The following is a 20240-nucleotide window of genomic DNA, read 5'->3' as shown; positions in this document are numbered from 1 at the left end:
TTATTCGACCAGTTTGGTCATGTCCGCCTTGTCGAGTTTGACCTCGTAGCCGTATTGCACGGTGACGAGGTCAGTTCGTTGGTAGGTTTCCAGGCGCGTGGGTTGCCCGTAGAAATAGTGCACGGCAAATAGCGACGGGCCTTCTGCACTGGCGTCATGGTTGACCGCCAGAATTTCCTTCAGGTAGTGACCGCTGTCGTCCTTGGCGTAAAAACGCCAGTCCGTTTCCGGAAACACCTTCAGATCCACCACCAGCGCATTGCCCTTGAGCTCCAGGCCCTTGGGCAGTTTGCTGGCGTCGACGGTCTGTTTATCGACCGTGGCGAGAAACAGCGGGATGGAACCCACGGCGTAGGCCGGGGTTTCCGGGAACAGGTTCAAGTCGTAAGTGATGGTGCCGCGCAGCGGATCGACCTGATAGGCTTCCGCGGGCAATTCGATGGGCTCGTCAAGTTTGCCCTTGCTGTTCTCGGTGAAGAAACTCACCGGGCTTTCCCCGGGATTGAAGGACGTACCGAGCAGTTCGTCGTTGAAGGTTCTGAGGTGGCTGAACTCGATGCGTGCCGCGCTCGGATCATCCACCGACTGGCTGATACTTACGTTGCTCTTGAGTTGGTCCTCGGTCAGCGTCGCGCCCTTGAGCCAGCTCTGTGCCTGGTCGTCATACACCAGCACCGGCAGATCCAAAGGTTGAATGGATTTCTGTGTGGTGTGGGGATCGAAGCGCCGCACCGGCAGGTTCAGGTCCTTGCGGGTGACCGTGACCGTGGAGAAATCCAGCAGGCTGACTTCGAGGGTATCGATCACCCCGTTGAAATACACCTTCGAGTAATGGCGGGTCTGTTGTTTCTCGAAGGCGCGCTGTTCTTCATCGATCTGCTTTTCGAAGGATTCGCTCCAGCCTTTTTGTTGCTGCATTTTTGCCAGCTGGCTCTGATAGAACCTCACTTGCGCGGCGGTCTCATTGATCGAACCTGAGCGGGAAAGAAACTGCCCGCTGCTGTCACGCGCCTGGGCGATCAACGGGTTCAATGCCGTATCACCGACCTCCGCCGCCTGTGGCGCGCTGTTGCTGTATTCGATTTCCGCGTAGTTGTTGCCCAGTTTCACCAGGGTGACGCTGAGGTTGTCGTTGGTGCGAGTCTGGCCGACGTCCTTTTTGCTCAGGTCGAAGCTGTAGAGCCTGTGTGGCGCGATGACTTCCACCTTGCCTTGCAGGCTGACCGGTTGCGGCTGGTTCTTGATGTCGACGTCCAGACCCTCGATGAACGGGTAGGTCACGGTCAGATCATCGGGGTTGGTCAGGTTCGAGCTGGACGGGCTCAGCTGGATGCCGGGATCGGTTTCCGACCATTCCGGCTGAAAGGCGATCACGCGCTTGTTGCTCAGGGTCACCGACTGCCATTCCAGACCGTGGGGGAAAAGGAAGGTGGCCGGAATGCTGAAGTTGAAGGGAAACACCGGTTGCAGATCGGTCAGGTAATCGGAGCTGGAGTCCTTGTGCAGCACGAACAGGCCGTTGATGTAGGTGTCGACCAGGGCCTGGGGCGTGGGGTAGTGCTTGAGCACGGCGAGGGCGTCTTCACCGTATTCGGTCACTACCGGCTTGGTGTCGAGCTTGAGTTGCGCCCGTTCCAGCAGCAGCAACGAGCCACCGAGTTCGGCCACGGCGTCCTTGAGCTTGGGGTCGGTGATGGCATCGAGGGACTTCTCGAACTGCGCGGTCTTTTCCTCAAGGCTGACCTCGTGTTTCTCCTCGTCGGGCGAGCAGCCGCTCAGCGCTAGCGCCAGAAGGATTGCGGCACTGGTCAAAGGCAAACGCACATCCATTTCCAGTCTTCCTGTCCGATAACACTGAACTGTCAATGGTTTGGACACTAGCAGAAAAATTTCGACATACACGCGCAGGTGGCGGATTTCCCAACGGTTTCTGGGGGTAACGGGCGGCTGTTATACTCGCGGCCATTTTCAGACCTTGTGTGAGATTCAATGGAACGCTTTATCGAAAACGCAATGTACGCCTCCCGCTGGCTGCTGGCGCCGATCTACTTCGGCCTGTCCCTTGGGCTGCTGGCTCTGGCGCTGAAATTCTTCCAGGAAGTCTTCCACGTCATCCCCAACGTCTTTTCGATGGCCGAATCGGACCTGATCCTGGTGCTGCTGTCGCTGATCGACATGGCGCTGGTGGGCGGCTTGCTGGTGATGGTGATGATTTCCGGCTACGAGAACTTCGTTTCCCAACTGGACATCGACGACACCAAGGAAAAGCTCAACTGGCTCGGCACCATGGACTCGTCTTCCCTGAAGATGAAGGTGGCGGCGTCGATCGTGGCGATTTCTTCGATCCACCTGCTGCGGATCTTCATGGATGCCAAGAACGTCGATCCCGAGCACCTGATGTGGTACGTGATCATTCACATGACGTTCGTCGTGTCGGCATTTGCCATGGGTTACCTGGATAAAGTGACCAAACACTGATCGCATCGCCCGTCTGTTCCCGTCAATGGCGGGAAACAGACGGGCGGTCATGCGGGTGGGTTGTACTTTGATGCGCCGAGGCATATGCCTGTGAGTGTGATGACTCGCCATTGCACGAGGTGCGTTCATGAACCTGCAAGAGCTGAATGCCTATGCCGTCGCCGGGAAGCTCGATGAGCTGAACCTGATTTCCCTGGAAGGCGGAATCTACCTGCTGGAGGCGCGGATGCACGGCGCCGCCTACCCCCTGAGCGATACCCACGGCCACATGATGCACCTTCGCTCGGTGGAGCATGCCCGTGACATGCTGCGCTCCTTTCCCAAGCTGAACTTCAATCTGGTGCACCACCTGGTTCATGACGAGATGTGCGGGATGGGCGGCATCGATGAAATCCTGAAGGTGCCGATCGAGCAACGCTCCACGTCGCAGCGCTGACGGCCTCTGATCAACACCATGGCATCTGTGCTAGTCTGCTGACCCTTTTTGGTTCCGGGCGCTTCGGGACGCGCTGTGCATGCACGGCACGTTCCGGGCGTTCGCACAGCGGAGCAGTGTCATGTCCGAAGTAAATCTGTCCACCGACGAAACCCGCGTCAGCTACGGCATTGGCCGTCAGCTGGGCGACCAACTGCGCGACAACCCGCCACCGGGCGTGAGCCTGGACGCGATCCTGGCCGGTCTGACCGACGCTTTCGCAGGCCTGCCAAGCCGCGTTGGCCAGGAAGAAATGTCCGCCAGCTTCAAGGTGATCCGCGAAATCATGCAGGCCGAAGCTGCAGCCAAGGCTGAAGCGGCCGCTGGCGAAGGCCGTGCCTTCCTGGCTGAAAACGCCAAGCGTGACGGCATCACCACTCTGGCTTCCGGCCTGCAGTTCGAAGTGCTGACCGCCGGTGAAGGCGCCAAGCCGACCCGTGAAGACAGCGTGCGTACTCACTACCACGGCACCCTGATCGACGGCACTGTGTTCGACAGCTCCTACGAGCGCGGCCAGCCTGCGGAATTCCCGGTTGGCGGCGTGATCGCCGGCTGGACCGAGGCCCTGCAACTGATGAATGCCGGCAGCAAATGGCGCCTGTACGTGCCGAGCGAACTGGCTTACGGCGCTCAAGGCGTTGGCAGCATCCCGCCGCACAGCGTACTGGTGTTCGACGTCGAGCTGCTGGACGTTCTGTAATCCTCGCCGATTACTGATTCACCTGTAGGAGCCGAGCTTGCTCGCGATGGACTTCAACGATAACGCGGGCTTGCTGGAAGCCCGCGTTGTCTGAGTCACCATCGCGAGCAAGCTCGCTCCTACAGTTACAGCGCTTCATGGGTGGAACTTGCCATTGAGATCCGCCGCCGGACGCAACGCCCGCGCATAGCAGAACAGAAACAGATTCCTCACCACTTCCTTGAGCACCACCGGCTCGTTAGAACTCAAGCCATTGAGGTCCAGGTCACCCTGATCCTGCAGCTCGTTCAAGGCTTCCTCTTCAAGCACTGCGCAGACTTCCCCGGTTTCCCGATGCAGAATCCGCAGGTACGGGTGCGGGCGGTCCAGCCAGGCATCGATCAGATACGTCATGTCTCATCTCCATTGATTGGGTTCAATGAGAATAATTCCTATTCAATAAATAGCAAGAGACGATTGGCGAATGGCGGATTTTTCCGGGTAAAGATTGCGTAAGGTCAAAGCGGCTGGCGCTTTGCTATTGCGGGGAGTCGAGCGAGAGGGGGAGGGAGAGGCGCCATCCCGCGGCAGGCGCGGGATGGAATGCAGCGAAATCAGACTTTCCTGACGAACTCGGACTTGAGCTTCATCGGGCCGATGCCATCGATCTTGCAGTCGATGTCATGGTCACCGTCACACAGGCGGATGTTCTTGACCTTGGTGCCGACCTTGACCACCAAGGAGGTGCCCTTGACCTTCAGGTCCTTGATGACGGTGATGGTGTCGCCGTCCTGCAGGACATTGCCCACCGAGTCCTTTTTCACCGCGTCATCGGACGCAGCTTCAGCTTCGCCGCTGGCGGACCATTCGTGGGCGCACTCGGGGCAGATCAGCTGGGCGCCGTCTTCATAGGTGTATTCGGAATTGCATTTCGGGCAGGGTGGCAACGTGCTCACTAAGGCTCCTTGAATTCAGGATCGCTAAAAAGCGCACATTGTATAGGGTTTTCAGAATCTCCGTAGGAGCGAGCATGCTCGCGATGGTCTCAAGGACACCACTGGCATCCTGAATGCCAGCGTCATCGCTGGCGTCCATCGCGAGCAAGCTCGCTCCTACAGGAGTCGGGGGAGGGGATCAGTGCGTGCGGGCTACCGCAAACTCGCTCAGTTCCACCAGTGCATCGCGATACTCGTTGGCTGGCAGCGCTTCGAGGCATTTGATCGCGCGGGCCACGTAGTCGCGGGCCAATTGTGCGGTGTATTCCAGCGAGCCGGAGGCTTCCACGGCGATGCGGATGCTTTCCAGGTCTTCGATACCGCCTTTCTGGATCGCCTTGCGCACCAGGGCCGCCTGTTCCGGCGTGCCTTCGCGCATGGTGTAGATCAACGGCAGGGTCGGTTTGCCTTCGGCCAGATCGTCGCCGACGTTCTTGCCCAGTGTTTCCGCGTCGCCTTTGTAGTCCAGCAGGTCGTCGACCAACTGGAAGGCCACGCCCAGGTGGTCACCGAAGGTGCGCAGGGCCTCGGCCTGTTCCGGCGTGGCTCCGCACAGGGCGGCGGCGCTGTGGGTCGAGGCTTCGAAGAGCATCGCGGTCTTGCCGCGGATGACTTCCATGTAGGTTTCTTCGGTGGTGCTGGCGTCACGGACTTTGGACAACTGCAACACTTCGCCTTCGGCGATGACGCGGGTGGCCTGCGAAAGGATCTTCATCACCGGCATGGAGCCCAGTTCGACCATCATTTCGAAGGAGCGCGAGTACAGGAAGTCGCCCACCAGCACGCTTGGCGCGTTGCCCCACATGGCGTTGGCGGTGGAGCGGCCACGGCGCATGCCGGACATGTCGACCACGTCGTCATGCAGCAGGGTGGCGGTGTGCAGGAATTCGATGGTCGCGGCCAACAGGCGCAGATCGTCGCCTTCGCGGCCCAGGGCCTTGCCGGACAGCAAAACCAGCAAAGGACGAAGGCGTTTGCCGCCGGCCGAAGTGATGTAATCGCCGATTTTCGATACCAGCGGGACTCGGGAAGTCAGCTGCTTCTTGATGATGCCGTCGACGGCGCTAAAATCGTCCGCGACCGCGCGGTAGAAAGCTTGGGGTTGCATCAGCGACAGTCGCTCCAGAGGGGTTGCGCGGCATGCTAGGACCCACGTCCGGGCCTGTCAAGGCGCGATGGACGGCCTATTGCAAGGCGCTCGTGCCTTGCGTACAATCGCGCACCCTGAACTTCCTGGGCAGCACCTGCCTTACGCAATTGCAAGCGGGCCTCCAGCCCCATGCAGCCATGCCAGCCAATACCTCTTCTTATAAAGAGCTGGGTGAGCAGGATTATCGGAGAAATACCATGTCTTATGCAGTAATCGTTACTGGCGGCAAGCAATACAAAGTCGCCCCAGGTGAATACCTGAAGATCGAAAAACTGGAAGTCGCTACCGGCGAATCCGTTACCTTTGATCGCGTTCTGTTGGTTGCCAACGGTGACGACGTGAATATCGGTGCTCCAGTTGTTGCTGGCGCTACCGTTGTGGCTGAAGTGATCTCCCAAGGTCGTCACGATAAAGTCCGCATCATCAAGTTCCGTCGCCGTAAGCACCACATGAAGCGCATGGGCCACCGCCAGTGGTACACCGAGATCAAAATCACCGGTATTCAGGCTTAATTACAGCCTAATTCCTCACTAGGAGAATTGAACTCATGGCACACAAAAAAGCTGGTGGTAGTACCCGTAACGGTCGCGACTCAGAAGCCAAACGCCTTGGCGTGAAGATGTATGGCGGCCAGGCTATCAAAGCAGGCAACATCATCGTGCGTCAGCGCGGCACCCAATTCCACGCTGGCTACGGCGTTGGCATGGGTAAGGATCACACCCTCTTCGCTAAAGTCGAAGGCGTGATCAAGTTCGAAGTAAAAGGCGCCTTCGGTCGTCGTTACGTGAGCGTAGTCGCGGCTTAATTGCGCGATCGCTGGAAAAGCCCTGTCTCGCGACGGGGCTTTTTCGTTTGTGGGGTGAGTCTCTTGCAAAACTGTTTGTATGGGCTGCCGGCGCGCTGGGTTTGCGGTCGTGGATTGAGGTCGCTGCGCTCATTTTTGCAAGAGTCTTATGTCTAGTTTTTTTCGGCTCGTCCGTATGGCGAGAGGCGTTTTGTTATGAAGTTTGTTGATGAAGTATCGATTCGAGTAAAGGCAGGCGACGGCGGTAACGGTTGCATGAGTTTCCGTCGCGAAAAATTCATCGAAAACGGTGGTCCGAACGGTGGTGATGGTGGTGATGGCGGCTCGGTCTTCATGGTCGCCGACGAGAACCTCAATACCCTGGTTGACTACCGTTACACCCGGCACTTCGATGCCGAGCGTGGTTCCAACGGCGGCAGCACCGACTGCACCGGCAAGAAGGGTGAGGATCTGGTGCTGCGCGTACCGGTCGGCACCACGGTGATCGACTCCGCTACCCAGGAAGTGATCGGCGACCTGACCAAGGCTGGTCAGAAGCTGCTGGTGGCTCACGGTGGCTGGCACGGTCTGGGTAACACCCGTTTCAAATCCAGTACCAATCGTGCGCCACGTCAGACCACGCCGGGCAAGCCGGGCGAGCAGCGTGACCTCAAGCTGGAAATGAAAGTGCTGGCGGACGTGGGTCTGCTGGGCTTGCCGAACGCCGGCAAGAGTACCTTTATCCGTTCGGTGTCGGCCGCCAAGCCGAAAGTCGCCGACTATCCATTCACCACGCTGGTGCCAAACCTGGGTGTGGTCAGCGTCGACCGCTGGAAAAGCTTCGTGATTGCGGACATTCCGGGTCTGATCGAAGGTGCTTCCGACGGCGCGGGCCTGGGGATTCGCTTCCTCAAGCACCTGTCGCGTACCCGTCTGTTGCTGCACCTCGTCGACATGGCGCCGCTGGATGAGTCCGATGCTGCCGAGGCCGCTGAAGTGATCGTCAACGAGCTGACCAAGTTCAGCCCGTCCTTGGCCGAGCGTGATCGCTGGTTGATCCTGAACAAGAGCGACCAGATCCTCGAAGAAGAGCACGATGCCCGCGTCAAGGAAATCGTCGATCGCCTGGAGTGGACCGGTCCGGTTTACGTGATCTCGGCCATCGCCAAGCAGAACACCGAGCGTCTGTGCCACGACATCATGCGTTACCTGGAGGATCGTGCCGACCGTCTGGCCAACGATCCGGCTTACCAGGAAGAGCTGTCCGAGCTCGATCAGCGCATCGAAGATGAAGCGCGTGCTCAGTTGCAGGCCCTGGACGACCAGCGTGCCCTGCGTCGCAGCGGCGTGAAGTCGGTCCACGACATCGGTGACGATGATTGGGACGAAGAAGATGTGGATGATGAAGATGGTCCGGAAATCATTTACGTGCGTGACTGATCCATTGCGATAAACTTAAGCGCCGCTCAATAGAGCGGCGTTTTAGTATCTGGAAATCGATAGCATCTGGAAATTGGTAGTCACGAATAATGTATGGGCAGCGCCGGTCGCGCTGCCCTCGAGCTAAGGTTGAAGATGATGCGGAGCAAGGTGACGGGTGCGCAGCGTTGGGTCGTGAAAATCGGCAGCGCTTTGCTGACGGCGGACGGCAAGGGCCTGGACCGCGCGGCAATGGGTGTCTGGGTTGAGCAGATGGTGGCCTTGCATGAGGCGGGCGTCGAGCTGGTGCTGGTGTCCTCCGGGGCGGTGGCGGCCGGCATGAGCCGTCTGGGTTGGACCTCGCGACCCAGTGCGATGCACGAGCTCCAGGCTGCCGCTGCAATCGGCCAGATGGGGTTGGTGCAGGCCTGGGAGTCGAGCTTTGCCGAGCATGGCCGGCACACCGCGCAGATTCTGCTGACTCACGATGACCTGTCCGATCGCAAGCGCTACCTGAACGCCCGCAGCACCTTGCGCGCGCTGGTCGAGCTGAAGGTCATCCCGGTGATCAACGAAAACGACACCGTGGTCACCGACGAAATCCGTTTTGGCGACAACGACACCCTGGCGGCGCTGGTGGCCAACCTGGTCGAGGCGGACTTGCTGGTGATTCTGACGGACCGCGACGGCATGTTCGACGCCGATCCGCGCAACAACCCCGATGCCCAGCTGATTTACGAAGCGCGTGCCGATGATCCGACGCTCGACGCAGTGGCGGGCGGCACCGGTGGTGCACTGGGGCGCGGCGGCATGCAGACCAAATTGCGCGCGGCGCGTCTGGCGGCCCGTTCCGGTGCGCATACGATCATTGTCGGTGGGCGTCTGGAGCGCGTGCTGGATCGCCTCAAGGCAGGCGAGCGCATCGGCACCTTGCTGTCCCCTGAGCGCGGCATGCTCGCGGCGCGCAAGCAGTGGCTGGCCGGGCACCTGCAGACCCGTGGCACGCTGGTGCTGGACGCGGGTGCGGTGACGGCGCTGTCCGAGGGCAACAAGAGCTTGCTGCCGGTGGGCGTGAAGCTGGTTCAAGGCAGCTTCCGTCGCGGCGAGATGGTGGTGTGCGTGGCGCCGGATGGCCGGGAGATCGCCCGTGGTCTGGCCAACTACAGCGCGCTGGAGGCGCAGAAAATCATCGGTCAGTCGTCTGATGCGATCGTCGGTTTGCTGGGTTACATGGCTGAGCCGGAACTGGTTCACCGTGACAACCTGATCCTGGTCTGAGGGAATACCTGAATGCGTTTTGCAAAAGGATTGTTGGGCTTGCTGCTGGCGATGCCATTGCTGGCATCGGCCGAGGAAATCGGCCAGGTCTCGACCGTGTTCAAGTTCGTCGGTCCCAATGACCGGATCGTCGTCGAGGCATTTGATGATCCGAAAGTGGAGGGCGTGACCTGCTACCTGTCTCGCGCCAAGACGGGCGGGGTGAAGGGTGGGTTGGGTCTGGCTGAAGATCGTGCAGAGGCGTCCATCGCCTGTCGCCAGGTCGGGCCGATCAACTTCAAGGGTGAATTGAAGGATGGGGAGGAGGTGTTCAAGGAGCGCACTTCCCTGGTGTTCAAGACCATGCAGGTGGTGCGCTTTCTCGACAAGAAGCGCAACACCCTGGTTTATCTGGTCTACAGCGACCGCTTGATCGAGGGTAGCCCGCAGAATGCGGTGACTGCGATTCCGATCTTGCCGTGGGCGAGCGCTCAATAAGTCCAGCGCAAATCAAAATGTGGGAGCGGGCTTGCTCGCGAAGGGGGGGCTGTCAGCCGATATCATCGTCGGCTGGCACACCGCTTTCGCGAGCAAGCCCGCTCCCATAGTTTTTGTGTGGTCACCAAATCGCAGGCAATAAAAAACCGACCCTTAGGTCGGTTTTTTAGTGAACGAGTCGCTTAGGCAGCGGCAGCGTTCAGGGCCTTAACGTGGCCATTCAGACGGCTCTTATGGCGAGCAGCCTTGTTCTTGTGGATGATGCCTTTATCGGCCATACGGTCGATAACAGGCACAGCCAGAACGTATGCAGCTTGAGCTTTTGCAGCGTCTTTTGCGTCGATGGCTTTAACTACATTCTTGATGTAGGTACGAACCATGGAACGCAGGCTGGCGTTGTGGCTGCGACGCTTCTCAGCCTGTTTTGCACGTTTTTTGGCGGAAGGTGAGTTGGCCACCGTCGAGCTCCTCGAAAGACTTTTTAGGAAATAGCAAACAAAATAGGCCGCGAATCATGCCGATGAGTTGAAGTCTTGTCAAGGGCGCTTGAAACGTTCCGCTAAGTGGTAGGCGTGGTGCGACGGGATATTTCTTTCCGGCGTGTGACCTGTAAACTCGCGAGCTTTGGCTCTGTGCTGTTGCGGCGCGGAGTATCGCACAAGTAGGCGCATAGTTCGCCTGCTGTTTATCGACAGGCACACACTCTTTCAATGAATCTGCTCAAATCGTTGGCCGCCGTCAGCTCTATCACGATGCTTTCCCGGATTCTGGGATTTGTTCGTGACACCCTTATTGCGCGCACTTTCGGCGCGGGAATGGCGACCGACGCCTTCTTTATTGCCTTCAAATTGCCCAACCTGCTGCGACGCATCTTCGCCGAGGGGGCTTTTTCCCAGGCGTTCGTGCCGATTCTTGCCGAATACAAAAGCCAGAAGGGAGAGGAGGCGACGCGTACCTTTATTGCCTACGTCTCAGGCCTGTTGACGCTGGTGCTGGCGCTGGTCACGGCGCTGGGCATGCTGGCTGCGCCCTGGGTCATCTGGGTCACGGCGCCGGGATTCACTGACACCCCGGAAAAGTTCGAGCTGACCTCAAGCCTGTTACGGGTGACCTTTCCCTATATTTTGCTGATTTCCCTGTCATCGCTGGCCGGCGCGATCCTCAACACCTGGAACCGCTTTTCGGTGCCGGCGTTCGTGCCGACTCTGCTGAACGTCAGCATGATCATCTTTGCGCTGTTCCTGACGCCGTATTTCGATCCACCCGTGATGGCGCTGGGGTGGGCCGTTCTGGCCGGTGGTCTGGCTCAGCTGCTCTATCAACTGCCGCACCTGAAGAAAATCGGCATGCTGGTGCTGCCACGGATCAACCTGCGCGATACCGGCGTCTGGCGAGTGATGAAGCAGATGTTGCCGGCGATCCTCGGGGTCTCGGTCAGCCAGATTTCCCTGATCATCAACACCATTTTCGCCTCGTTTCTGGTCGCAGGCTCCGTGTCGTGGATGTATTACGCCGATCGCCTGATGGAGCTGCCGTCCGGCGTGTTGGGCGTGGCATTGGGGACTATCCTGCTGCCGACCCTGGCCAAGACCTACGCCAACAAGGATCGCCAGGAGTATTCGCGGATCCTCGATTGGGGCCTGCGCCTGTGCTTCCTGCTGGTGCTGCCTTGCGCGCTGGCGTTGGGGATTCTCGCCGAACCGCTGACGGTTTCGCTGTTCCAGTACGGTCAATTCAACGCATTTGACGCCGCCATGACCCAGCGGGCGCTGATCGCTTATTCGGTCGGTTTGCTCGCGATTATCGTGATCAAAGTGCTGGCGCCGGGCTTTTATGCGCAACAGAACATCCGCACGCCGGTGAAAATCGCGATTTTCACCCTGGTGGTCACTCAGTTGTTCAACCTGGTGCTGATCGGCCCGCTGGCCCATGCTGGCCTGGCGCTCGCCATCAGCGCCGGGGCGTGCCTGAATGCCGGGTTGCTCTTCTATCAACTGCGCAAGCAGCAGATGTATCAGCCGCAACCGGGCTGGACCAAATTCGCCTTCAAGCTGGTGGTCGCAGTGGCGGTGATGTCCGCCGTGCTGCTGGCCGGGATGCATTTCATGCCGGCCTGGGGCGAAGGGCAGATGCTCGAGCGCTTCCTGCGCCTGGGCGCCCTGGTGGTTGCAGGTGTGGTGGCGTATTTCGGCATGTTAGTGTTGATGGGCTTCCGCCTGCGCGACTTCAATCGCAAGGCGTTGAGCTGAGGAACATTGCTCGATAAAACAGCAGCGAGCCGGCATTTTTGTCGGCTCGATTACTTTGGGTTGCGGTGCTGCCTGTCGTCGGCCGCCCGGTGTGGTTATAATCGACCACTTTATGAGCAAGAAGCGCGTTATGCAGCTGGTTCGAGGCCTCCAAAATCTGCGCCCCCAGCATCGGGGCTGCGTCGCCACTATTGGCAACTTTGACGGTGTACACCGTGGCCACCAGGCTATCCTGGCGCGGCTGCGTGAGCGTGCGCTCGAGTTGGGCGTGCCCAGCTGCGTGGTGATTTTCGAGCCGCAGCCCCGGGAGTTTTTCGCCCCCGACACCGCGCCGGCGCGGCTGACCCGTCTGCGAGACAAACTGCAACTGCTGGCCGCCGAAGGCGTCGACCGGGTCCTGTGCCTGGCGTTCAACCAGCGCCTGAGCAAGCTCAGCGCCAGCGAATTCGTCGATACCATTCTGTTGGACGGCCTCGGTGTGCAGCACCTTGAGGTCGGCGACGATTTCCGTTTCGGTTGCGATCGGGCGGGGGATTTCGATTTCCTGCAGCAGGCCGGCGTCATGCAGGGCTTTACCGTCGAGGCCGCGCAAACCGTCGAGCTGGACGGCATCCGGGTCAGCAGCACCCAGGTGCGCAATGCCTTGGCCGCCGCCGATTTCGCCCTCGCCGAACGCTTGCTCGGCCGCCCGTACCGGATCGCCGGTCGCGTGCTGCACGGTCAGAAGCTCGCTCGCCAGCTGGGTACGGCCACCGCCAACATTCAACTCAAGCGCCGTCGCGTGCCGTTTACCGGGGTTTACCTGGTCAACGTCGATATCGACGGCAAGACCTGGCCCGGTGTCGCCAATATTGGCGTACGGCCAACGGTTCAAGGTGATGGCAAGGCCCACCTTGAAGTACATCTTCTGGATTTTGCCGGCGACCTGTACGACCGGCGTCTGACGGTGGTTTTCCACCACAAGCTGCGTGAAGAGCAGCGTTTTGCCTCTCTGGAGGCGTTGAAAACGGCGATCAACGCGGATGTCGCCGCCGCCCGTGCACTAGCCGCACCTAGCGCCCATCGCTAATGAAGAGCCTTAAATGACCGACTATAAAGCCACGCTAAACCTTCCGGACACCGCCTTCCCAATGAAGGCCGGCCTGCCTCAGCGCGAACCGCAGATTCTGCAGCGCTGGGACAGCATTGGCCTGTACGGAAAGTTGCGCGAGATTGGCAAGGATCGTCCGAAGTTCGTCCTGCACGACGGTCCTCCCTACGCCAACGGCACGATTCACATCGGTCACGCACTGAACAAGATCCTCAAGGACATGATCATTCGCTCGAAGACCCTGTCGGGATTCGACGCGCCTTATGTTCCGGGCTGGGACTGCCACGGTCTGCCGATCGAACACAAGGTCGAAGTGACCCACGGCAAGAACCTGGGCGCGGACAAGACCCGCGAACTGTGCCGTGCCTACGCCACCGAGCAGATCGAAGGGCAGAAATCCGAATTCATCCGTCTGGGCGTGTTGGGCGACTTCGCCAACCCGTACAAGACCATGGACTTCAAGAACGAGGCTGGTGAAATCCGCGCCCTGGCTGAAATCGTCAAGGGCGGTTTCGTGTTCAAGGGCCTCAAGCCCGTGAACTGGTGCTTCGACTGCGGTTCGGCCCTGGCTGAAGCGGAAGTCGAGTACGAGAACAAGAAGTCCTCGACCATCGACGTAGCCTTCCCGATTGCCGACGAAGCCAAACTGGCTGCCGCGTTCGGCCTGCCGTCGCTGGCCAAGCCTGCCTCGATCGTGATCTGGACCACCACCCCGTGGACCATTCCGGCCAACCAGGCGCTGAACGTTCACCCTGAATTCACCTACGCCCTGGTCGATATCGGCGACAAGCTGCTGGTCCTGGCTGAAGAGCTGGTGCAATCCTGCCTGTCCCGTTACGGCGTCGAAGGCTCGGTGCTGGCCACCGCTCCAGGTTCCGCCCTGGAACTGATCAACTTCCGTCACCCGTTCTACGACCGTCTGTCGCCGGTTTACCTGGCCGACTACGTCGAACTGGGCGCCGGCACCGGTGTGGTTCACTCCGCCCCGGCCTACGGCGTGGACGACTTCGTGACCTGCAAGAAGTACGGCATGGTCAACGACGACATCCTCAATCCGGTGCAGAGCAACGGCGTGTACGTGCCTTCGCTGGAATTCTTCGGCGGCCAGTTCATCTGGAAGGCCAACCCGGCCATCGTCGACAAGCTGACCGAAGTCGGTGCGCTGATGCACACCACCGTCATTGAACACAGCTACATGCACTGCTGGCGCCACAAGACCCCGCTGATCTATCGCGCCACCGCGCAGTGGTTCATCGGCATGGACAAGCAGCCGACCACCGGCGACACCCTGCGTCAGCGTTCGCTCAAAGCCATCGAAGACACCAAGTTCGTTCCGGCCTGGGGCCAGGCGCGCCTGCACTCGATGATCGCCAACCGTCCGGACTGGTGCATCTCCCGTCAGCGCAACTGGGGCGTGCCGATCCCGTTTTTCCTGAACAAGGAAAGCGGCGAACTGCACCCGCGTACTGTCGAGCTGATGGAAATCGTTGCCAAGCGTGTCGAAGTCGAAGGCATCGAAGCCTGGTTCAAACTGGACGCCGCCGAACTGCTGGGCGATGAAGCGCCGCAGTACGACAAGATCAGCGACACCCTGGACGTCTGGTTCGATTCGGGCACCACGCACTGGCACGTCCTGCGCGGTTCGCACCCGATGGGCCACGAAACCGGTCCTCGCGCCGACCTGTACCTGGAAGGTTCGGACCAGCACCGCGGCTGGTTCCACTCGTCCCTGCTGACCGGCTGCGCCATCGACAACCACGCGCCATACCGCGAACTGCTGACCCACGGTTTCACCGTCGACGAAGCTGGCCGCAAGATGTCCAAATCCCTGGGCAACGTGATCGCGCCGCAAAAGGTCAACGACACTCTGGGCGCCGACATCATGCGTCTGTGGGTGGCATCGACCGACTACTCCGGCGAGATGGCGGTTTCCGAGCAGATCCTGCAGCGCAGCGCCGACGCCTACCGTCGTATCCGCAACACCGCGCGTTTCCTGCTTTCCAACCTGACCGGTTTCAACCCGGCCACCGACCTGCTGCCGGCCGATGAAATGCTGGCACTGGACCGTTGGGCCGTGGACCGCACCCTGCTGCTGCAACGCGAGTTGCAAGAGCATTACGGCGAATACCGCTTCTGGAACGTCTACTCCAAGATCCACAACTTCTGCGTGCAGGAGCTGGGCGGTTTCTACCTCGACATCATCAAGGACCGCCAGTACACCACCGGCGCCGACAGCAAGGCCCGTCGTTCGTGCCAGACCGCGCTGTTCCACATCTGCGAAGCGCTGGTGCGCTGGATCGCTCCGATCCTCGCGTTCACCGCCGACGAGCTGTGGCAGTACCTGCCGGGCGAGCGCAACGAGTCGGTGATGCTCAACACCTGGTATGAAGGCCTGAGCGAATTGCCGGAAGGCTTCGAGCTGGATCGTGCGTACTGGGACCGCATCATGGCGGTCAAGGTAGCGGTCAACAAGGAAATGGAGATCCAGCGCGCGGCCAAGGCCGTCGGTGGCAACTTGCAGGCCGAAGTGACGCTGTTCGCCGAAGACGCCCTGACCGCCGATCTGGCCAAGCTGAGCAACGAACTGCGCTTCGTGCTGATCACCTCCACCGCCAGTGTTGCACCGTTGGTGCAGGCTCCGGCCGACGCCGTGGTGACCGAAGTCAGCGGCCTGAAGCTGAAAATCGTCAAGTCGGCTCACGCCAAGTGCGCCCGCTGCTGGCACTGCCGTGAAGACGTTGGCGTGAACCCGGAGCATCCGGAAATCTGCGGTCGTTGCGTCGACAACATCAGCGGCACCGGCGAGGTTCGCCACTATGCCTAATGCCGTTGGCCGTTTCGGACGGCTGAGCTGGCTCTGGTTGAGTTTGCTGGTCCTGGTCATCGACCAGGCCAGCAAGTTCTACTTCGAAGACAGGCTCCAGATGTACCAGCAGATCGTGATCATTCCCGATTACTTCAGCTGGACCCTGGCCTACAACACGGGCGCTGCGTTCAGCTTCCTGGCTGACAGCTCCGGTTGGCAGCGCTGGCTGTTCGCCCTGATCGCAGTGGTGGTCAGCGGGGTGCTGGTGGTCTGGCTCAAGCGCCTGGGCCGCAACGAAACCTGGCTCGCGGTCGCTCTGGCACTGGTGCTGGGCGGCGCGCTGGGCAACCTGTATGACCGCATTGCCCTGGGCCATGTGATCGATTTCATCCTGGTGCACTGGCAGAACCGCTGGTACTTCCCGGCGTTCAACTTTGCCGACAGTGCTATCACTGTAGGCGCCGTGATGCTGGCACTGGATATGTTCAAAAGTAAGAAAACCGGAGAAACCGTTCATGACTGAACAGGTATTGGCTGAACAACGTATCGGCCAGAACACGGAAGTCACCTTGCATTTCGCATTGCGCCTGGAGAACGGCGACACGGTGGACAGCACCTTCGACAAGGCCCCGGCGACCTTCAAGGTCGGTGACGGCAACCTGTTGCCAGGCTTCGAAGCGGCGCTGTTCGGTTTCAAGGCAGGGGACAAGCGTACCCTGACCGTCGAACCTGAAAACGCCTTCGGCCAGCCCAATCCGCAGAACGTGCAGATCATCCCGCGCTCGCAGTTCCAGAACATGGACCTCTCGCCGGGTTTGCTGGTGATCTTCAACGATGCGGCCAATACTGAATTGCCGGGCGTGGTGAAAGAGTTCGACGACACGCAAGTGACCGTCGACTTCAACCACCCGCTGGCGGGCAAGACGCTGACCTTTGACGTGGAAATCATCTCCGTCAAGGCGCTGTAACCGACCAGACACGGTCAAAAATGTGGGAGCGGGCTTGCTCGCGAAAGCGGTGTGTCAGACAACGTCCGAGTTGAATGTCAGTCAGCATTCGCGAGCAAGCCCGCTCCCACAGTGTTTTTCACAGTTTTCGCTATTTCTTGCGCGCAAGACACGAGGCACAGCATGCAAATCAAACTCGCCAACCCCCGTGGCTTTTGCGCCGGTGTGGACCGGGCGATCGAAATCGTCAACCGCGCCCTGGAAGTCTTCGGGCCGCCGATCTACGTGCGTCATGAAGTGGTCCACAACAAATTCGTCGTCGAGGACCTGCGCAACCGTGGCGCGATCTTTGTCGAGGAGCTGGATCAGGTGCCGGACGACGTCATCGTGATCTTCAGTGCCCACGGCGTGTCCCAGGCTGTTCGTAGCGAAGCCGCCGGCCGTGGCCTGAAAGTGTTCGACGCCACCTGCCCGCTGGTGACCAAGGTGCACATCGAAGTCGCGCGTTACAGCCGCGACGGGCGTGAATGCATCCTCATCGGCCACGCCGGTCACCCGGAAGTCGAAGGCACCATGGGCCAGTATGATCCAGCCAATGGCGGGTCGATCTATCTGGTCGAAGACGAAGAAGATGTCGCCAAGCTGCAAGTGCGCAACCCGGAAAAACTGGCGTTCGTCACCCAGACCACCCTGTCGATGGACGATACCAGCCGCGTCATCGATGCCCTGCGTACGCGTTTCCCGGCCATTGGCGGTCCGCGCAAGGACGACATCTGCTACGCCACGCAAAACCGTCAGGACGCGGTCAAGCAACTGGCCGACGAATGCGACGTGGTCCTGGTAGTCGGCAGCCCCAACAGCTCCAACTCCAACCGCCTGCGTGAACTCGCCGAGCGCATGGCCACGCCGGCGTACCTGATCGACGGTGCCGAAGACTTGCAGAAAAGCTGGTTCGACGGCGTCGAGCGCATCGGCATCACCGCCGGCGCATCGGCTCCGGAAGTGCTGGTCCGTGGCGTGATTCAGCAACTGCAGGCCTGGGGTGCCACCGGCGCCGACGAATTGGCCGGTCGCGAGGAAAACATCACGTTCTCCATGCCGAAAGAGCTACGCGTTCGTTCCGTCCTCTGAGTCTTCCCCGCCTATACACAAAGCCTGCTCGGTCTTTTTGCTGCGCAGGCTGACCAGGCCGGACCGGGCCAGTACCACCTGGTATTGGCTCAGCGCCTCCCGGGCCGAGCAGATGTGCAACGTCCCCGCTTGAAAGGCCCCGCTTGGCATGAGCGGCTCACCCAGACCGCTGAACCTCACGAAACTCCTCACCGGCCGATTGCCCACTACCGGCACTCGGGCACTGCTCGGGCGTTCGATCAGCAGCGGATTGTTGCTGTCTTCATGACCCTTGCCATTGATATCCAGAATCATCCGCCAGCCCTGGCTCCAGTCCTCGTTGATGGCATGGATCACGATGGTCTGATTGCGTGTGATGGCCTCGGTCCTGGCGGTGCGCAGGCCATGGAAAAGTGATTGCGCCGCGTCTTCCCGATGATTCGCTTTCACAACAGCCGCAAACGCCGGACTGACCAAATGCAGAACAATCCCGGCAATCGTCAGTCCCATGAGTAACTCAACCAGGCTGAAACCTCGTTGATGCATGACATCTCCCTCCCTGGAGTGTGATGGCCCGTGCAATCCATGCACCAGTAATGGCGAAACAATCTCGCTTCGGCGCTCGAATGTTCTAGCGTGTAACAGCAGGTATAGCGGACGGCAAAGGAGGGCACCGATGGATCATCGTTCAAAAGGTTTCACGCTGATCGAATTGCTGGTCGCCATCGCGATCTTCCTGGTCCTGATCACTCTGGCGGTACCGGCGTTCACCCGCTCCACGCAAATCACCCAGGCCGATACCGAGGTCGGTGACTTGCAACGGAGCCTGAACTTTGCCCGCCTCGAAGCGATCGACAGGGGAGTGGCCATCCGGGTGCGCCCCACCGCCGGGGGCAGTGTCTGGACCGGGGAGTTGTCGGTGTACGACAGCACCGGGACCTCGGCCAATGTATTGCGGGTTGTTCCGGCAATGAGCAGCGGTGCGAGTCTGACGCTACCCTCAGGAGTGAGCGCCATCGACTTCAACAGTTTTGGCGGGTTGGCATCATCGTCGACGGCGTTGGTGATCAACTACGTGCTGGGAGCACAAAGCAGGACGCTGAACGTGTGTCTGAACGGACGAATTCTATTGGGTGGAAGTTGCGGATGAGTTCATGGAGCAAGCGTGCACAGGAAGGCATGACGCTGATTGAAGTCCTGGTGGCGTTGTTGATTCTGAGTGTCGGACTGTTGGGGGCGGCGGCGTTTCAACTCAATGCGTTGAAGTACACCGACAGCGCGCGCATGACCAGTCAGGCCAGCTTTATCGCCTACGACATGATGGACCGCATTCGCGCCAACTCCGCCGCCGATTACACCGTGACACCACCGACTTCGAGCAATCCGAGCGTGGCCCGGGATCAGGACCTCTACGATTTCACCAACAATATCGTCAGTTTCGGTGGTGCCACCGCCACCGGCAGCATCGCTCTCAACCAGCGCGTGTACACCATCACCATTACCTGGGATGACTCCCGGGCGGCCAACACCGCCAACGCCCGTCGCAGCTTCGTCCTGACCAGCCGTGCAACCGTCGACCCGATGGCCACGCCATGAGCCGCCAGAAAGGCTTTGGCCTGATCGAACTGCTGATCGCCCTGACCTTGAGCCTGATCGTGGTGCTGGGCGTGGTGCAGGTGTTCATCGCCGCGAAAAACACCTTCCTCAGTCAGAACAGCGCCGCCGCGATCCAGGAAGACGCGCGTTTCGTCCTGAGCAAAATGATCCAGGAAATCCGCATGGTCGGGATGTTCGGCTGTCTGGGGGCGATCACCGACGCCAGTACGGGCACGACGTTCAATGCAAGCCAGGTCACGCCGATCAGTTGGGATAACGCCAACCTGAAGTTGACCCTGGTGACGGCGGATGTGGGCAGCAGCGGCGGTACGCCGACCTGGACGGTGCTGTCCGATTGTCGAAACAGCGCGACGGCTTACACAGGTGCGCAGACGCCGGCGACGGGCCAGTTGGCGTTTCCGATCCGGCGAGTGATCTACAGCCTCAAGAGCGGCCAGCTCACCATGGGCGTCGGCACTGGTACGCCGGCTCAATCCGTGCTGGTGGATAACGTCAGTGACTTCAGTGTGAGCTTTGGCCTGGCCAGTTCCGCCACCGATACGGCGGCCTCCAGCTACAGCACCAATCCGACCGATCCGGCTCGCATTCGCAGCGTGCGGTTGAGCCTGACGCTCGTCGATCCCGCCAATCGCGTGAGCAAACAGACCTTCAACGTCGTTGCCGCCTTGCGCAACCGCTTGCCATGA

24 protein-coding genes are annotated in these 20240 nt (G+C 60.0%); 17 read left to right on the top strand and 7 right to left on the bottom strand.

The genetic code is table 11. The features are described 5' to 3' along the window. Positions 1-1830, bottom strand: coding sequence for a hypothetical protein (locus HNO86_RS21040; protein ID WP_175378847.1), 1830 nt, complete (start codon positions 1828-1830; stop codon positions 1-3). A gap of 159 nt (positions 1831-1989) precedes the next feature. Here HNO86_RS21040 and HNO86_RS21035 point away from each other — a divergent pair, with 159 nt between their 5' ends. The 3 genes from HNO86_RS21035 to HNO86_RS21025 all read left to right on the top strand — a co-directional run bounded on the left by HNO86_RS21035 (position 1990) and on the right by HNO86_RS21025 (position 3653). Further along, positions 1990-2478: a TIGR00645 family protein gene (locus HNO86_RS21035; RefSeq protein WP_175378846.1), complete on the top strand. Its 489-nt coding sequence runs from the start codon at positions 1990-1992 to the stop codon at positions 2476-2478. Positions 2479-2605: 127 nt separating this feature from the next. Continuing rightward, entirely contained in the window at positions 2606-2914 is a 309-nt protein-coding gene (locus HNO86_RS21030; protein ID WP_175378845.1) for a DUF6482 family protein, read from the top strand. 121 nt (positions 2915-3035) lie between these two features. Continuing rightward, on the top strand, positions 3036-3653 hold the full coding sequence (locus HNO86_RS21025) for an FKBP-type peptidyl-prolyl cis-trans isomerase (protein ID WP_175378844.1): 618 nt from the start codon (positions 3036-3038) through the stop codon (positions 3651-3653). 135 nt (positions 3654-3788) lie between these two features. On the opposite strand, the gene HNO86_RS21020 is transcribed toward HNO86_RS21025, so the two are convergent. The 3 genes from HNO86_RS21020 to HNO86_RS21010 form a co-directional block, all read right to left on the bottom strand. Continuing rightward, positions 3789-4046: a hypothetical protein gene (locus HNO86_RS21020; RefSeq protein WP_175378843.1), complete on the bottom strand. Its 258-nt coding sequence runs from the start codon at positions 4044-4046 to the stop codon at positions 3789-3791. Between the two features lie 200 nt (positions 4047-4246). Beyond that, positions 4247-4588: a zinc ribbon domain-containing protein YjdM gene (locus HNO86_RS21015; protein WP_008028840.1), complete on the bottom strand. Its 342-nt coding sequence runs from the start codon at positions 4586-4588 to the stop codon at positions 4247-4249. Between the two features lie 178 nt (positions 4589-4766). Next, positions 4767-5735, bottom strand: coding sequence for a polyprenyl synthetase family protein (locus HNO86_RS21010; RefSeq protein ID WP_175378842.1), 969 nt, complete (start codon positions 5733-5735; stop codon positions 4767-4769). A gap of 239 nt (positions 5736-5974) precedes the next feature. Here HNO86_RS21010 and rplU point away from each other — a divergent pair, with 239 nt between their 5' ends. The 5 genes from rplU to HNO86_RS20985 all read left to right on the top strand — a co-directional run bounded on the left by rplU (position 5975) and on the right by HNO86_RS20985 (position 9735). Then, positions 5975-6289, top strand: coding sequence for a 50S ribosomal protein L21 (rplU, locus tag HNO86_RS21005; RefSeq protein ID WP_007950961.1), 315 nt, complete (start codon positions 5975-5977; stop codon positions 6287-6289). Between the two features lie 35 nt (positions 6290-6324). Continuing rightward, positions 6325-6582 (top strand): 50S ribosomal protein L27, encoded by a 258-nt coding sequence (rpmA, locus tag HNO86_RS21000; protein WP_003281574.1) that lies wholly within the window; start codon positions 6325-6327, stop codon positions 6580-6582. A gap of 195 nt (positions 6583-6777) precedes the next feature. Beyond that, positions 6778-8001 carry an Obg family GTPase CgtA gene (gene cgtA, locus HNO86_RS20995; protein ID WP_175378841.1) on the top strand — a complete coding sequence of 408 codons (1224 nt, stop codon included), beginning with the start codon at positions 6778-6780 and terminating at the stop codon, positions 7999-8001. A 138-nt stretch (positions 8002-8139) separates the two neighbouring features. After that, positions 8140-9258, top strand: a complete 1119-nt coding sequence (proB, locus tag HNO86_RS20990; RefSeq protein ID WP_175378863.1) for a glutamate 5-kinase — start codon at positions 8140-8142, stop codon at positions 9256-9258. A 12-nt stretch (positions 9259-9270) separates the two neighbouring features. Then, positions 9271-9735 (top strand): CreA family protein, encoded by a 465-nt coding sequence (locus tag HNO86_RS20985; protein ID WP_175378840.1) that lies wholly within the window; start codon positions 9271-9273, stop codon positions 9733-9735. Between the two features lie 182 nt (positions 9736-9917). On the opposite strand, the gene rpsT is transcribed toward HNO86_RS20985, so the two are convergent. After that, complete coding sequence (gene rpsT / locus HNO86_RS20980; RefSeq protein WP_175378839.1) at positions 9918-10193, bottom strand: 30S ribosomal protein S20; 276 nt, start codon at positions 10191-10193, stop codon at positions 9918-9920. Positions 10194-10445: 252 nt separating this feature from the next. On the opposite strand from rpsT, the gene murJ reads away from it, so the two are divergent. Next, on the top strand, positions 10446-11984 hold the full coding sequence (murJ, locus tag HNO86_RS20975; RefSeq protein ID WP_175378838.1) for a murein biosynthesis integral membrane protein MurJ: 1539 nt from the start codon (positions 10446-10448) through the stop codon (positions 11982-11984). Here the strand turns inward: murJ and HNO86_RS20970 are convergent. Further along, on the bottom strand, positions 11962-12207 hold the full coding sequence (locus HNO86_RS20970; protein WP_175378777.1) for a hypothetical protein: 246 nt from the start codon (positions 12205-12207) through the stop codon (positions 11962-11964). The genes murJ and HNO86_RS20970 overlap by 23 nt on opposite strands. Between HNO86_RS20970 and ribF the strand changes: the two genes are divergently transcribed. The 5 genes from ribF (at position 12115) to ispH (ending at position 17958) form a co-directional block, all read left to right on the top strand. Further along, positions 12115-13053, top strand: a complete 939-nt coding sequence (gene ribF, locus HNO86_RS20965) for a bifunctional riboflavin kinase/FAD synthetase (protein ID WP_175378837.1) — start codon at positions 12115-12117, stop codon at positions 13051-13053. The genes HNO86_RS20970 and ribF overlap by 93 nt on opposite strands. 13 nt (positions 13054-13066) lie before the next feature. After that, positions 13067-15898, top strand: coding sequence for an isoleucine--tRNA ligase (gene ileS / locus HNO86_RS20960; protein ID WP_175378836.1), 2832 nt, complete (start codon positions 13067-13069; stop codon positions 15896-15898). Further along, positions 15891-16403: a signal peptidase II gene (lspA, locus tag HNO86_RS20955; RefSeq protein WP_175378835.1), complete on the top strand. Its 513-nt coding sequence runs from the start codon at positions 15891-15893 to the stop codon at positions 16401-16403. Before ileS ends, lspA begins: the two co-directional genes overlap by 8 nt. Before the next feature lie 7 nt (positions 16404-16410). Further along, a complete protein-coding gene (gene fkpB, locus HNO86_RS20950) occupies positions 16411-16848 on the top strand; it encodes an FKBP-type peptidyl-prolyl cis-trans isomerase (protein ID WP_175378862.1) in 438 nt (145 codons plus the stop codon). Between the two features lie 162 nt (positions 16849-17010). Beyond that, positions 17011-17958: a 4-hydroxy-3-methylbut-2-enyl diphosphate reductase gene (gene ispH, locus HNO86_RS20945; RefSeq protein ID WP_175378834.1), complete on the top strand. Its 948-nt coding sequence runs from the start codon at positions 17011-17013 to the stop codon at positions 17956-17958. On the opposite strand, the gene HNO86_RS20940 is transcribed toward ispH, so the two are convergent. Beyond that, entirely contained in the window at positions 17935-18483 is a 549-nt protein-coding gene (locus HNO86_RS20940) for a GspH/FimT family pseudopilin (protein WP_175378833.1), read from the bottom strand. The two genes, ispH and HNO86_RS20940, sit on opposite strands and share 24 nt — an antisense overlap. 130 nt (positions 18484-18613) lie before the next feature. Here HNO86_RS20940 and HNO86_RS20935 point away from each other — a divergent pair, with 130 nt between their 5' ends. From HNO86_RS20935 to HNO86_RS20925, 3 genes are read left to right on the top strand one after another with little or no spacing between them, the layout of a single operon-like run. Continuing rightward, positions 18614-19087 (top strand): GspH/FimT family pseudopilin, encoded by a 474-nt coding sequence (locus HNO86_RS20935; protein ID WP_175378832.1) that lies wholly within the window; start codon positions 18614-18616, stop codon positions 19085-19087. Then, positions 19084-19533, top strand: coding sequence for a type IV pilus modification protein PilV (gene pilV / locus HNO86_RS20930; RefSeq protein ID WP_175378831.1), 450 nt, complete (start codon positions 19084-19086; stop codon positions 19531-19533). The genes HNO86_RS20935 and pilV overlap by 4 nt, the downstream gene beginning before the upstream one ends. Next, the gene (locus HNO86_RS20925; protein WP_175378830.1) at positions 19530-20240 is read left to right on the top strand and encodes a PilW family protein; all 711 of its coding nucleotides are present in this window, start codon (positions 19530-19532) and stop codon (positions 20238-20240) included. Before pilV ends, HNO86_RS20925 begins: the two co-directional genes overlap by 4 nt.

Origin of the sequence: Pseudomonas sp. C1C7 (assembly GCF_013359595.1) — a bacterium.
GTDB lineage: Bacteria > Pseudomonadota > Gammaproteobacteria > Pseudomonadales > Pseudomonadaceae > Aquipseudomonas.
The sequence above is the reverse complement of the archived record's forward strand: the minus strand, read 5'-3'. Positions and strand labels throughout refer to the sequence as shown.

Bases quoted from the DNA above. Each gene is read 5' to 3' on its own strand.
- HNO86_RS21020 (WP_175378843.1), bottom strand. From the start codon at position 4,046: ATGACGTATCTGATCGATGCCTGGCTGGACCGCCCGCACCCGTACCTG.
- HNO86_RS20925 (WP_175378830.1), top strand. From the start codon at position 19,530: ATGAGCCGCCAGAAAGGCTTTGGCCTGATCGAACTGCTGATCGCCCTG.
- rplU (WP_007950961.1), top strand. From the start codon at position 5,975: ATGTCTTATGCAGTAATCGTTACTGGCGGCAAGCAATACAAAGTCGCC.
- HNO86_RS20940 (WP_175378833.1), bottom strand. From the start codon at position 18,483: ATGCATCAACGAGGTTTCAGCCTGGTTGAGTTACTCATGGGACTGACG.
- HNO86_RS20935 (WP_175378832.1), top strand. From the start codon at position 18,614: ATGGATCATCGTTCAAAAGGTTTCACGCTGATCGAATTGCTGGTCGCC.
- ileS (WP_175378836.1), top strand. From the start codon at position 13,067: ATGACCGACTATAAAGCCACGCTAAACCTTCCGGACACCGCCTTCCCA.
- HNO86_RS20985 (WP_175378840.1), top strand. From the start codon at position 9,271: ATGCGTTTTGCAAAAGGATTGTTGGGCTTGCTGCTGGCGATGCCATTG.
- ispH (WP_175378834.1), top strand. From the start codon at position 17,011: ATGCAAATCAAACTCGCCAACCCCCGTGGCTTTTGCGCCGGTGTGGAC.
- HNO86_RS21025 (WP_175378844.1), top strand. From the start codon at position 3,036: ATGTCCGAAGTAAATCTGTCCACCGACGAAACCCGCGTCAGCTACGGC.
- cgtA (WP_175378841.1), top strand. From the start codon at position 6,778: ATGAAGTTTGTTGATGAAGTATCGATTCGAGTAAAGGCAGGCGACGGC.
- HNO86_RS21030 (WP_175378845.1), top strand. From the start codon at position 2,606: ATGAACCTGCAAGAGCTGAATGCCTATGCCGTCGCCGGGAAGCTCGAT.
- lspA (WP_175378835.1), top strand. From the start codon at position 15,891: ATGCCTAATGCCGTTGGCCGTTTCGGACGGCTGAGCTGGCTCTGGTTG.
- HNO86_RS21010 (WP_175378842.1), bottom strand. From the start codon at position 5,735: ATGCAACCCCAAGCTTTCTACCGCGCGGTCGCGGACGATTTTAGCGCC.
- murJ (WP_175378838.1), top strand. From the start codon at position 10,446: ATGAATCTGCTCAAATCGTTGGCCGCCGTCAGCTCTATCACGATGCTT.
- HNO86_RS21040 (WP_175378847.1), bottom strand. From the start codon at position 1,830: ATGGATGTGCGTTTGCCTTTGACCAGTGCCGCAATCCTTCTGGCGCTA.
- rpmA (WP_003281574.1), top strand. From the start codon at position 6,325: ATGGCACACAAAAAAGCTGGTGGTAGTACCCGTAACGGTCGCGACTCA.
- HNO86_RS21035 (WP_175378846.1), top strand. From the start codon at position 1,990: ATGGAACGCTTTATCGAAAACGCAATGTACGCCTCCCGCTGGCTGCTG.
- pilV (WP_175378831.1), top strand. From the start codon at position 19,084: ATGAGTTCATGGAGCAAGCGTGCACAGGAAGGCATGACGCTGATTGAA.
- ribF (WP_175378837.1), top strand. From the start codon at position 12,115: ATGCAGCTGGTTCGAGGCCTCCAAAATCTGCGCCCCCAGCATCGGGGC.
- proB (WP_175378863.1), top strand. From the start codon at position 8,140: ATGCGGAGCAAGGTGACGGGTGCGCAGCGTTGGGTCGTGAAAATCGGC.